Origin of the sequence: Micromonospora sp. DT47, assembly GCF_049844475.1 — a bacterium.
Classification (GTDB): Bacteria; Actinomycetota; Actinomycetes; order Mycobacteriales; family Micromonosporaceae; genus Micromonospora.
The window spans coordinates 1-11810 of the sequence record NZ_JBNCLC010000049.1; the positions used below are offsets into that span (position 1 = coordinate 1).

At 67.8% G+C, this 11810-nt stretch carries 12 protein-coding genes and 3 pseudogenes; 11 read left to right on the plus strand and 4 right to left on the minus strand.

The window, feature by feature from the left end; genetic code table 11:
* Positions 1-1244: 1244 nt before the first annotated feature.
* Positions 1245-1706: pseudogene (locus tag ACLQ2U_RS31815) on the plus strand (IS110 family transposase); the annotation flags it as partial.
* 315 nt (positions 1707-2021) lie between these two features.
* Positions 2022-2150, plus strand: a pseudogene (locus ACLQ2U_RS31820) (IS5/IS1182 family transposase); the annotation flags it as partial.
* A 360-nt stretch (positions 2151-2510) separates the two neighbouring features.
* Here ACLQ2U_RS31820 and ACLQ2U_RS31825 read toward each other — a convergent pair.
* Positions 2511-2939, minus strand: coding sequence for a YybH family protein (locus ACLQ2U_RS31825; protein ID WP_425754598.1), 429 nt, complete (start codon positions 2937-2939; stop codon positions 2511-2513).
* Between the two features lie 88 nt (positions 2940-3027).
* Here ACLQ2U_RS31825 and ACLQ2U_RS31830 point away from each other — a divergent pair, with 88 nt between their 5' ends.
* Both ACLQ2U_RS31830 and ACLQ2U_RS31835 read left to right on the plus strand, forming a co-directional pair.
* Positions 3028-3399 carry a YciI family protein gene (locus ACLQ2U_RS31830; RefSeq protein ID WP_425754587.1) on the plus strand — a complete coding sequence of 124 codons (372 nt, stop codon included), beginning with the start codon at positions 3028-3030 and terminating at the stop codon, positions 3397-3399.
* On the plus strand, positions 3387-4592 hold the full coding sequence (locus ACLQ2U_RS31835; RefSeq protein WP_425754588.1) for an RNA polymerase sigma factor: 1206 nt from the start codon (positions 3387-3389) through the stop codon (positions 4590-4592). Before ACLQ2U_RS31830 ends, ACLQ2U_RS31835 begins: the two co-directional genes overlap by 13 nt.
* A gap of 351 nt (positions 4593-4943) precedes the next feature.
* Here ACLQ2U_RS31835 and ACLQ2U_RS31840 read toward each other — a convergent pair whose 3' ends face one another.
* Entirely contained in the window at positions 4944-5510 is a 567-nt protein-coding gene (locus ACLQ2U_RS31840; RefSeq protein WP_425754589.1) for an SMI1/KNR4 family protein, read from the minus strand.
* A gap of 579 nt (positions 5511-6089) precedes the next feature.
* On the opposite strand from ACLQ2U_RS31840, the gene ACLQ2U_RS31845 reads away from it, so the two are divergent.
* From ACLQ2U_RS31845 to ACLQ2U_RS31870, 6 genes and pseudogenes are all read left to right on the plus strand, one after another.
* Positions 6090-6641, plus strand: a complete 552-nt coding sequence (locus ACLQ2U_RS31845) for a hypothetical protein (RefSeq protein ID WP_425754590.1) — start codon at positions 6090-6092, stop codon at positions 6639-6641.
* A gap of 308 nt (positions 6642-6949) precedes the next feature.
* Positions 6950-7330: a hypothetical protein gene (locus tag ACLQ2U_RS31850; protein ID WP_425754591.1), complete on the plus strand. Its 381-nt coding sequence runs from the start codon at positions 6950-6952 to the stop codon at positions 7328-7330.
* A gap of 88 nt (positions 7331-7418) precedes the next feature.
* The gene (amcA, locus tag ACLQ2U_RS31855; protein WP_425754592.1) at positions 7419-7586 is read left to right on the plus strand and encodes a multiple cyclophane-containing RiPP AmcA; all 168 of its coding nucleotides are present in this window, start codon (positions 7419-7421) and stop codon (positions 7584-7586) included.
* Complete coding sequence (locus tag ACLQ2U_RS31860; RefSeq protein ID WP_425754593.1) at positions 7583-7930, plus strand: hypothetical protein; 348 nt, start codon at positions 7583-7585, stop codon at positions 7928-7930. Before amcA ends, ACLQ2U_RS31860 begins: the two co-directional genes overlap by 4 nt.
* Before the next feature lie 49 nt (positions 7931-7979).
* Positions 7980-8240, plus strand: a pseudogene (locus ACLQ2U_RS31865) (kinase); the annotation flags it as partial.
* A gap of 115 nt (positions 8241-8355) precedes the next feature.
* Complete coding sequence (locus tag ACLQ2U_RS31870; protein ID WP_425754594.1) at positions 8356-8694, plus strand: Imm51 family immunity protein; 339 nt, start codon at positions 8356-8358, stop codon at positions 8692-8694.
* 145 nt (positions 8695-8839) lie between these two features.
* Here the strand turns inward: ACLQ2U_RS31870 and ACLQ2U_RS31875 are convergent, their stop codons facing one another.
* Positions 8840-9352 (minus strand): hypothetical protein, encoded by a 513-nt coding sequence (locus ACLQ2U_RS31875; protein ID WP_425754595.1) that lies wholly within the window; start codon positions 9350-9352, stop codon positions 8840-8842.
* A gap of 167 nt (positions 9353-9519) precedes the next feature.
* Complete coding sequence (locus tag ACLQ2U_RS31880) at positions 9520-10554, minus strand: PQQ-binding-like beta-propeller repeat protein (RefSeq protein ID WP_425754596.1); 1035 nt, start codon at positions 10552-10554, stop codon at positions 9520-9522.
* A 533-nt stretch (positions 10555-11087) separates the two neighbouring features.
* Here ACLQ2U_RS31880 and ACLQ2U_RS31885 point away from each other — a divergent pair.
* Positions 11088-11786 carry a MerR family transcriptional regulator gene (locus tag ACLQ2U_RS31885; RefSeq protein ID WP_425754597.1) on the plus strand — a complete coding sequence of 233 codons (699 nt, stop codon included), beginning with the start codon at positions 11088-11090 and terminating at the stop codon, positions 11784-11786.
* The last annotated feature ends 24 nt before the right edge of the window (positions 11787-11810 follow it).

An 11810-nucleotide genomic window follows, 5' to 3' on the forward strand; every position in this document is an offset into this window, starting at 1 on the left:
TTTTCGCCTTTTTTCTCCCCCGGGCGCCCCCCCCCCGGCCCCGCGCCGGCCCGGCCCCGGCCTGCTGGCGACCTCCGGCCGGCATCGGCCGGGCCGGCCGGCCACGCTGACGGACGACCAGGACTCAGAAGACCTCGGGGCTCCGCCCCGAACCCCGACCCTCCTCAGAGATGCCGCCGCGGCTCACCTCGCCGGTCACCACAAGGGCTACCAGCCTCCCCGAACGGGGACCAGGTCGTTCGTCCGGTAGGGCGCTCCACCTGGTCCCCGTTCGGGGAGGCTGGACGGTCTGGCGACTGCCCGACGAGGAGATCCGCTGAAGCCAGCATGCCGTTGACCCCGCTGTCACCCGCAGGGCGGGAGAATGCCAGGGGGTCAGGTACCGGTTGGGGGCAACGCTAATCTCGCCGCGCAGTCGGGGTAGCCACTGGAATTCAGGCGTGTAAAGATCGCGCCGTGCTCACCTCGTCAGAATCCCCCGGTGCCGCCGTCGTGTTGGTCTTTGTGCTTTTCGGCATCGCTGGCATAGCTCTAGGCATCGGAATAATCGTCACGCGGCGTGTCCCCTGGCTACTTCAGGACAGCTTCCTCGGCCTCTTCGGGAGCCCTACGTCGCCACCCCAACCGACTCGTACAGGCGGCTTCCACGCCCTGAACGGTGGCACCATCGTCCTGGGAGCGTCAGCGATGTTTCCATCGGTGCCGCCGGTGCCGCATCCGGTCGCAGTAGCGCTGAACGCAGCGGCTTTTATCACCTTGACGGCCTCTGTGGCCTGCCTGATCTTTGTGGAGCGCTAGCAGCCAAGTCGGCTAGATCGACAACTCCCATGCTGGCAGTCTGGGAGCCACGCGTGGGAGCCACCGGGGCGGACTGGACGGGACGGTACGGGACCGATGGAGTTGCCGAGCGCTTGAGGACCAGGACCAGGCGGACGGCATCGGACGGCCTTGACATGGCCTTGGGAATCTACGGATCTGTGAGTGTCACTGCGGTGGTTCTGGGTGGACTGCCGCCAGGATCGGTGCCGGCGTACCGGGTGACTCGCTACGGATCTGGCCGCGTTGCGTGCCCTTCTTCTGACCTGTCCTCGGTCGCCGGCACCGACCTGGCCCACCTTGTTGGCCTGATCAGAAGCCTGTCCGCCGATGGCGTGACCCCTCACAGATGTGCCGCTCGGTGACTCCACCCAGGCCGGTGCCGACGTTCGGCCCGAACCCTGGAAGGAGCACGAGGCCGTATGCCCATGTTGGCAGAGGTGGTAGACGCCGCCATCGGGGTCGACACTCACCGAGACAGCCATGAGGTAGAGATCGCCGACTCGCGTGGAACACCGATCGCGACGATGCGTATCGGCAACGACAGCGCGGGGTTCACCCAGCTGCTGGCCGCGGTCGCCGAAATGGCGCCGGGACCTCGGGTGGCGGTCTCGCTCGAAGGTAGCCGCAGCTATGGGGTAGGGCTGGCCCGGGCGCTGTCGGCCGCCGGCCTGCTGGTGATCGAGTGTGAGCAGCCTGCCCGCAGGCAGCGCCGGGGCAAGGGTAAGTCCGACCCGATCGACGCCCACCTGGCAGTGCTGGCCGCGCTGCGGTTGGACGCCGACCGGCTGCCGGGGCTACGCGCCGACGGTGACCGGGAGGCCCTGCGAATCTTGCTCGGCGCACGCCAGGAGATTGCAGCGGTTAGTACCGGGCAGACCAACCGGCTGCGCGCTTTGCTGCTGGCCGGCGACGACACCGATCGTCGGACAGCACGTGGCGCGTTGACCGCTACGGTCCTGGCGGACCTCGTCCGCCGTGAGCTGCCCGCTGCGGCCGGCCGTGACCATGCGGTGCGTCATGCGGAGATCCAGCGTCTTGCGCTCGCGCTGCAGCAGGCCCGGCGTCAACTGGATGTCAACCGCAAACAATTGCTCGCCATCGTGGATGACATCGCTCCTGGTCTCACCGACCGGTACGGTGTCGGACCGGTCAGTGCCGCCCAAGCCGTGGTCAGCTTTTCCCACCCAGGCCGCTGCCGCAACGAGGCCGCATTCGCCCTCAAGACCTGGAAGGTCCTGGCCAAGCTGCGCTGTTGCCCGCGCCGCGCGACCGCGATCGTGCAAGCCATCCTCGTACTGCACCATGTCGAAGCCAACCGCTACGCGGGATGAGAAGGGCTCGGTAAAGGATGGCTTGGTTTGCACACCTCCGCGGTTTAGGACCAGATTCGCGTCGTCAAGGCGACCGGTCGTGGCTCCACCACTCTCTCCGCGTTCCACGACGCGCTGAGCAGGCCGACCTCGCGGTCTACAACGCCGGCCCGCTCGCCGGGAACTGGCGCGCCCAGTGGGGCGCCCGGGTCTACGTGAGTCCCTACGGTGCTTACGGGGTGCCTCCTGGTACACCGCGAGCGCGCAGGTCGTACGCGAGGCGCTCGCCGCGGCGAAGCCCACCGCGGCCCAAAGCCTTCCTCCGGCTGGGCCCGCCGCCGCCGAGGGGCGCCGGCGGCGGGCCCAGCGCTCCTGATCACATCAGTCGGTGGGGGTCAGCCCGGTCGAGGCGCGGAACGAGCCGTCCATCTCGAACGGCACCGACTCGTGCTCGTGCGTCACCAGCCAGCGCCCGTCGATGCGGCGCAGGCCCAGCGTCACCCGGAACCACAGGCTGAAGGGCTCGGTCGAGCCGCGAGGCACGGCGGTCAGGCAGTCGAGGCTGGTCGCGAACGCCACGTCGCCGTCCGTGGTGATCTCCAGCTGGGTGACCTCGCGGCGCGGCGGCGCCTCGAAGGTGGCCATCCAGGCCTCCAGCGCGGCCGGGTTCCGGCCGTCGCCGGGCTGGCGCAGCGGCGGGGCGAGGGTGTACTCGACGAAGCTGGGCGCGTAGTACGACATGATGGCCTTGGCGTCACCTTGCTGCAGCAGCGCGGCCTTGCCCTCGATGGCTTCCCGGATCTTGTCCATCACAGTTCCTACCTTTCTCTCTTGCCCGGGATGTCGAAGCCGGGCCGGCCGGTTTCGACATCCCGGGCAAGAGAGAAGGAGAGAAGCCGTGAAATACCTGATCCTGATCCAGTCGAACCCGCAGTCGCTGGCCCTCTGGGAGACGCTGACCGATCAGCAGCGGACCGATTTCGGCGTCGGTCACCTGCGGCTGACCGAGGAGATGCGCGAGGCTGGCGTGCTGGTGGTCAGCGAAGGGCTGGGCGATCCGGCCCTGGCCACCCAGGTCTCGGTGCGTGACGGTAGGACGATCACCTCCGACGGCCCGTGCGCCGAGGTCAAGGAGCATCTGGCCGGCTTCTACCTGATCGACGTCGCGGACCTCGACGAGGCGGTCGCCTGGGCCGCGAAGGCGCCGGACGCCGCGTACACCCGGGTCGAGGTGCGCCCGATCCTCGATATGAGCACATGGGAGCAGTGACCGGGCTGCCGGACCTGCTGCGCGAATGCGCGCCGCAGGTCCTGGCCGCCGTGGTGCGCCGCTACGGCGACTTCGAGGCCTGTGAGGACGCGGTGCAGGAGGCACTGGTCGCGGCCGCCCGGCATTGGCCGGAGACCGGCGTCCCGGAGCAGCCGCGGAACTGGCTGATCACCGTGGCGAGCCGCCGGCGGGTGGAGCTGCTGCGCAACGAGACGGCCCGCCGGCGCCGCGAGGAGGCGGTCCGGCACGAGCCCGCGCCGCAGGTCCGTGGCGACGACGAGCTGGCGTTGCTGCTGCTCTGCTGCCATCCCGCGCTGAGCGTGCCGGCGCAGGTCACGCTCACCCTGCGGGCGGTCGGCGGGCTCACCACCGCGGAGATCGCCCGGGCGCTGCTGCTGCCAGAGGCCACCGTGAGCCAACGGATCAGCCGGGCCAAGCAGCGGATCCGCGACACCGGCACCCGGTTCGAGATGCCCGCGCCGGGCGAGCTCGGCGAGCGTCTCACCGCGGTCTGCCACGTGCTCTACCTGATCTTCAACGAGGGCTACACGGCCAGCTCCGGCGACGCCTTGAACCGGGTGGAGCTGACCCGGGAGGCGATCCGGCTGACCCGGCAGCTGCACCGGCGCCTGCCGGACGACGGCGAGGTGGCCGGGCTGCTCGCGTTGATGCTGCTCACCGACGCGCGCCGGCCCTCGCGTACCGGGCCGGACGGCACCCTGGTCCCACTCGCCGAGCAGGACCGGCGCCGCTGGGACGCGGCCGCGATCGCCGAAGGCGTCGCGATCATCACCCACACGCTGGCGCGGGCCCCGATCGGCCCGTTCCAGCTGCAGGCCGCGATCGCGGCGGTGCACGACGAGGCAGCGCGCGCCGAGGACACCGATTGGCCGCAGATCCTCGCCCTGTACGGGATGCTGCACGCACTCGCCCCGAGCCCGATGGTCACGCTGAACCGGATCGTGGCGCGTGCCATGGTCGACGGCCCGGAAGCCGGGCTCGCCGCTCTGGACCAGATCGCCGAGGATCCGGTGCTGGCCCGGCACCACCGGACCGCGGCGGTGCGGGCCCATCTGCTGGAGCTGGCCGGCGACCGGGCCGGGGCGCAGGAGCATTACCGGCTGGCGGCGCGGCTCACGCTCAGCCGGCCCGAGCAGCGCTATCTGGAGTCGCGGGCCGCGCAGCTCCTATGAATCTTTTTCAACCTGACATCGGGCCGAGCATCCGGGCCATTGGCCGGCGCCGGATGTTGCCGCCCTGACCACGTTGAAAAAGGTTCAGTACATGTCGCTGGGCCCGCTTTCGGACGCGCTGCGCCCACGCCGCTCGTGGAGACCGCGCCAAGGCGTGTCTCATTGGCCACGGAGCGGTGAAGGCTTCAGTCGTTGAATCGCCGATCCCAAATCGGGACACGGGCGCCTCGTCGATGCTGACGCCGCCGCCAGAAGCCTCGCCTTCTCTTTCGCTCAGCATCATCCAGCCAGTCCAGGTACCACTCAGTGAAGGTGGCCGGTTCGCCGCTGTCGTTTCGCAACGGGATGATGTCACCAGCGGTTGCTCTGCGGTCGAACCACATCGTCCCCCGCACGGGCCCGGTGACGATGAGCAGGGTGTAGAAACCGCATCCCCCGTCGCACAGGTGGACAGCCCCAGCCGTGCGCCCCGCTTCGAATTCCTCGTACTCCGCATCCCACTCCTGCCATGCGGCTTGGGAAGTCCTCGAGGCTCGCATAGTCCACCTTGCGGGGTTCGCGGTCGTCGAGTTCGTCCTCGTACACCTGGTAGGAGTCAGGGTGAGAGAAGGGCTGGCCGAGCCTGGAGCGGTCGGTCTGCGTGTCGCCCGCCCAGCCCCATCCGTCGGGCCCGCGGCGCAACGTCCGCATCCATCCTGGGCCGATCCCGCCAGCGCCGACCCGCAGCAGGAATTCGCGGTAGTCCGCGGGCAGCGCTATGCCGAGGTCCTGCTCGGCTTCGCGCACCTGAGTATCGGTCAAAGGGGGTTCGAGACCACTGCTGCGCGGCCATGGCCCGGTCCCACCTCCGAAGGAGGGGTAAACACCGTCCAGCACGGTCGCGCGGTCCCTGACCCCGTCCCAGTCCGTCGACACCATGCTCCGGAGCGTAGAGGCACCCAAGCGAGCAGGGGCGAACCGACGTCCGTGACTGCCGATCCCGCCTGGACGTCCTGGACGGCTCGGTACCGCTGTTCCATCACGCTCACTCCACCAACACTCGGCGGAGTGTCGGGCACGTCCTGATGCCACGACACCGCTGGGTGACTAACCGAGTGACGATCGGCCCGGACGCGGCCGGACTGCAGTGGACAACGACGGACGCGAGCGCCAGGTACGACTTGGGTGGCGGCAGGTAGATGCGTCCTGATCGCTGCCTGGGGGTCAGGGAGTCGTCCGGGGCACACAGGGCGCACAAGAGAGCGTCGACGTCGTCAACCAATGAGGAGCTACGGCAACCTCAGACGCCCTGTGAGCCGGGCCTTGAGGCGCTCCCGCTGGTAGACGGACAGCGGCTCTTAGTTCCGCTTCAACGTCTGACACCGCCAGGTGGACGCTTGGGCCAGATGCGGCGCGCACCGGGCTGTCGCGGGGCTGCCGCTGTCGTGCCGCTGATCCACTCGATGCTCGACGTCCGTCGCTACGATCGGCGGGGCGTCGATCACGAGGAGGCGGTGGGTGTCCAGGAATGAGTGGCCGCAGATGAGTCCTGCGGCGGTCGTCGCATTCACGGTGCCCATGATCGGAGTGGTGATCATGAGTGGCGCCCAGAGTGACGAGATGTTGGCGGCTCTGCTCGATCTGTTGTGTACCGAGTCGACCTGCCGGCCGGTCGGCCTCGCCGTCGTCGGCTGGGCCGTCGTGGGCGGGCCGCTCGTGCTGGCCAGCCTGGTTCTCCTCGTGTTCTCCCCGGGTGCTGCGGCACAGTACGCGATGCTCGCGTGCGTTGGCCTGATGACCGTCGGCTTCATGATCGTGTATGCGGGTTTCGACGAGCTCCAGGGCGCGTACCCCGACTTCGGACCGCTCGGGGTGGGCTCAGCCGCGGCCTTCATGGCGTTGGTTCTGGGCGGGATGATCGGTGGTCCGGCGCACCTTACGTCCTGGGAACGGCCCCGCTACTCCTCGACGGCCCGGCTGCCGTCGGCGGTGGCGCCGTTGCTTGCGATCGGTGTCTGTCAGGTGCTCGCCCTGGCCGCCGTCCTGCTCTGGGCGGCGGTCCTCCGTTAGGAGGCTGACGCAGTCCTCCGGACGGCCGTGTGGCGCCGGAATATCTACTTCGTATGACGCCAGCAGTTGAGCCTGGTTAAGCAGGCCGAGGCTCGTGCCCGATCCGTGCCCGATGCAGCGGTCAACATCGGCCAGCAGCGAGGCATTGGGGTGACAGACAACATGACCGCTAGGCCCTCCCCGGCGGGCGACATGGCTGGTCGGCTCCTTGACTAAACCGTCCGTCAGAGCGATGCAAGGCACCTTCCAAACTGACGGTGAGCCGCAGGGGATCGACGGAGCCGACCTGGTTGAGGGACGATGTCGCCGTGAGCTTCGACCTGGTGGTCCTCGCGGTTGAACCTGCCGCCTCTGTGGACGACATGCGAAGAATGATCGAGCACTGCGCCAGCCTGGTGCACCGGGGCGGCAAGCCTGACCCGCGGATCGTTGGCTTCTACGAGGAGCTGCAAGAGAGCTTCCCCGATCATCCGCCCTACGACCCAGAGTCGCCCTGGATGTCGGCACCCCTCGCCGTCGGCATAGATCACGTGAGCATGAACATCAGCCACTCACCTCGGGGCACCAAGGCCGTGCAGGCTGTGTGTCAATTGGCCGAGCGGCACGGCCTGGTGATCTACGATCCTCAGGGCAACGAGGTCACCGGCCTGCGCCGTGAATACCGAACCACGACACCGCTGGGTGACTAACCGAGTGACGATCGGCCCGGACGCGGCCGGACGTCAGTGGACAACGACGGACGCGAGCGTCAGGTACGACTTGGGTGGCGGCAGGTAGATGCGTCGTGATCGTTGCCTGGGGGCGACGGCCGACCAGTCCTGGCGACCTGAAAGCCATGCGCACGTTCCTGCGCGGCAGCAGGCGCGGCCCCCTGATCTGCCGTTGCTCACCCACGTGTGGCGTCGGCTGTTCGAGCAGCAGGCCCAAGAGGGCGATCGCCGATGACTGGGGAGCGGCGTGGCGTCCCGGCGCATCGGGTCGCGCCGGCTGCGGTGGAGCATCTGCCGTTGCGTCCGCTGTGGCTGTGCCGCCGGTGCGGGCAGCCGTGGTCCTGTGGGGCGGCGAAGCTCGCTCTCGTGGCCGAGTACCGGGACAGCCCGGTAAGCCTGTTCCTCTATCTGGCCCGCCGCCTACATGACGCGATCGACGATCTGCGCCGGCTCAACCCGAGCGTGACGGGCAGCGCTGCTGACATGTTCGACCGATTTCTCGGCTGGCCCGCCCGACATACCCGCGCTTACAAGGCCACCACGAACAGGTCCTTCGGAGTCGAGGAAGCCTCGTCGTGAACGGCATCGGCCTCATCAAGGCGACAGGCCGGCCGGCGATCGCTGGCTCCTCCGGGACGCTCACCGGGGGCGGGCCCTGTTCTGCCACCTCGACGTCTCCCTGCCCGAGACCCCGCGCCGGCACCTCACCCGCCCGCAGGCCAGTGAGTTCACCGCCGAGCACATGAGCGGCTGGTACGCCGCCCACGACGTCCTGGGCTGGCCCGACGAACTCGTCCTCCCGGAGACCACCACGCTGGAGGACAACGTCGAGGCCATTGCGGCAGCCGCTGGACCACCCCAGTCCGGACGTGACGACGACATGCTCCCGATCAGCCGCCACGCGCATCGCGGCTACCTGAGCGGATGTGCCGCGTTAGGGGTTCCTGCGGTCGAGACGGCAGTGCGACCTTGTGGCAGTCGCACCGGCCTGCCACGATCCGCTGATGGATTCGATCGACGTGACAGAGGTTGCGCCCGGCGAACATCGCCTCTACCTGGTGGCCGGGACCACCGACGTGGATGACGTGATCTCCGAACTCGGCCACGAGCCCAACGGCGCCTTTTGGGAAGGGATCGTCGAACTGCTCGTCATGACTGAGACTCCCGCCCTTGACGGGCGCTTCTCGTCCGATGCGGAGGCCGGTGCCTTCCTCGCCTACAGCAGCGATCGCGCCGCACTGGACGACCTGGCCGTCCGGCTGCGTGCGGTTGCGGCCGACGGCAGTCGTGTGCGGCAACTCGTGGAGCTCGCCAAGACTCACGGCTTCGAGTTCGACGACTGAACCGGCAGGACCCGCCGCTGCATCCTGAATATTCTTCGGCACTACCGGGCGGCTTCGAACGCCCGGCCAGCGGCATGATGACAGGGCGTTTGATCAGCAGTGCGCCCTGTCCGTTCCGTCAGTTGGCGATCTGCCGTTGGCGGCGTTACTGGCTCGCAGGTGCCCGATGCCCGTAGTGGTGCTGGCGTACCAGTGGATCGTTCGCCACGACGAAGTCGATCACTTCCCAGAACTCGCTGAGTTTTGGGTGGGCCAAGGCTTCGGCTCGCGTGAGCTTGTGACCGTAGAGGGGGCCGTCTGGCGCCACCGAGGCAGCGTCTACCGCAGTAGCTCCAGGCAGATCGCTGCCGGCGCCTGGGCCGAAGCGGCAGCCGAAGGTGAGGTGGTCGTCGTAGTCGGTGTCCTGACCCCACGTACCGACTACCACGTCAATCCAGCTTTCGCGTACGCCAGCATGGTTGTAACACGCGGCAAAGAACACCGCGTACGCGAGGCCGTCACGAGTCACCATGCACCAGGTGCGGCGGCTGGGTTGCCCGCAGCACTCACAGGTCTTCTCGGCGCCGCCACGGTACGACTCATCGCTCTCCAGCACGGCAAGATCCTCCCAGCCGCGGCGCGGCGCCTGCAACACCGTGATCAGGTGCCCGTCGAGCATCCTCAACTCGGCACGACCGCGCGGTCAGCGGCATGAGCGTGCACGAGCTGCGCTGGCCGCCGTTCTTGCCGAAGCGTTCCCATCAAAGGCACATCCCGGCCCGCCCTCACCGGCCCGCGGACGCTCGGCTGCTGCATTCGGTGCTGTCAGCCGACAGCCAAGAGTGGTCACCTCGGCTTGGTCGAGATGTCGATCGTCGTGAGGTGGCCTTTGCCGATGGCGTGCACCAGGGATCGACCGTCGGGAAGTAGCCGGTCAATGCGTGCTGGCAGTCGCACGCGGGCGGCGATCCCCCCGGCCCGGTCGACCGCGATGAGTTGGTCACCGGAGCGGGCGAACAGTGCACCTCCGGAGACGGGCACTGCACCACAGGTGGCACCGGGCGGTAGGCGCGTCACCTCTGTACGGGCACTGCGGTCAAGATCGATGATCGTAACGCCGATGTCTTCGGAAAGCCACAGCGTCCGGCCGGTGAGGATCGGCGGCAGCGATGGCAGGTCACGGTCGTGCCGCCACAGGATCTCCACGCCGCTGGCGGGGTGCAGGGCCATGACCGTGCGCCTACCGCTGAGAAAGACGATGCGGCCGTCTTCGGCGACACTGGAGGCGATGCCGGAATCGGAAAAGTGCACCGGCGCCGGCAGCGACCACTCACCCCTGGTAACGCCGGTCCGAGCGTCCACCAGCAGCAGTGCCGCCTGACTGGCACTCGCGAGGAGGATCGCATCGGCCGTGAAGCCCCGCTCCGGGTCCAACCGCACCGGCAACGGCCAGGCCAAGCTACTGCCCGGCGCGAGCCCCGGGAACTGGCCCGGAAGATGCTCGCCGTTCGCCAGATCCACCCGTATCAGCGGGCGATAGCCGCGCCACCCGCCTAGGAGAACGACGGATCCACTGACACTGACGTAGCGGTGCAAGCCCAGATCTGGTGTCGACCACGTCCGCTGCCCGCTGTGCAAGTCGAAGCAATGCAGGACACCGGCCTGGCTCAGATAGAGACAGCGTTCCCCCGCGACGACGGTAGTGCCCCAGCATTCCTCAACGCCCTGCTCCCATATCGGCGCCCCGCTCTGCGGGTCCAGCCGAACCAGACGCGAGTGCCGCTCCGCCACGACAAGGGCGCCGGACGCCGCCGCCAACGTCGTCTCGCTCGAGCGCAGGTGCAAAGGCCGTGACCACAGCACCTTCAGCGGCTGATCCACTAGCCCAGTGTCGCGCACGAATCCCGCGGACGTAGCGGCACGCCGTTAGGTCAGGACGGCAAGCCTGGCGAGCAGACCTTTCGACACAGCCGCTCATCGGCACGGCGCGCACGATGTCACCGGTGAGACCCCTATCAGGTCTTGCCGGCGTGCCAGGTCGGCACACGCCATCGGCGGCAGATCCGGGATGCACCAGTCGATGAGATCAACCGAGTCTGTACGTATAGGCCCCGTTGGTGAGAATTTTCAGCGTACGGGCTATATGAGAAGCCGCAGGTTGAAGTGGCTCGTATGGTTCGGTACCTCATTTGCCGCAGAGCCGAGTGTCCGTTGGGGGATCGGCTTGCGGGCGCGCCGCACCCAGGACTGCAGGCCCGCGCATGCGCATCCGATCGTGCTGAACGCCGGACGTCCTACCCTCGCAAGTCAGATGTTTTTCTCGATGCGCCCGCCGAGCCTGAAAGAAGTCCTTGACTTTGACGTTACGTCAACTTCTACGGTGAGTTTCACCGATGAGAACGGGAGGCGGAGCGATGGAGTGGTCGATCCAGGACGTCGCACGTTTGGCCGGGACCACGAGTCGGACCTTGCGCCACTACGGCGAGATGGGGCTGCTCACGCCCAGCCGAGTCGGCGGCAATGGCTACCGCTACTTCGACCAGGACTGTCTGGTGCGCCTGCAACGAATCCTGCTGCTCCGAGAACTCGGCCTTGGTCTTCCGATGATCGCCGAGGTGATCAACGGGGCAGAGCAGGACACCGTGGCCGCGCTCCGTATCCATCTGGAGTTGCTGGAGCGGGAACGCCAGCGGATCGGGCGGCAGATCGAGTCGGTGAAGACGACGCTGCGCAAGGTAGAAGGAGGTCAGCAGCTCATGGCAGAGGAAGTATTCGACGGCTTCGACCACACCCAGTACGAGCAGGAGGTGACCGACCGGTGGGGTCGCGAGGCCTACAAGCAGGGCGACCGGTGGTGGCGTTCACTCAGTGACGCCGAGAAGACGGCATTTCAGCAACAGCAGCTCGACATCGCGAAGGACTTCGCACGTGCACATCTGGCCGGAATGTCAGCCGACAGTGACGAAGTGCAGGCGATCACCCAGCGCCAGTTCGACTGGTTGTCGATCACAACCAGGCCGACGAAGGGCTACTTTGTCGGGCTGGGCGAGATGTACGTCGCCCCCTCTTGGTCAGGATGGTGTGAGACACCGCGTGTGAGTGCGGGGTGCTGACCGAGGGCGGGATCGGAGATCCTG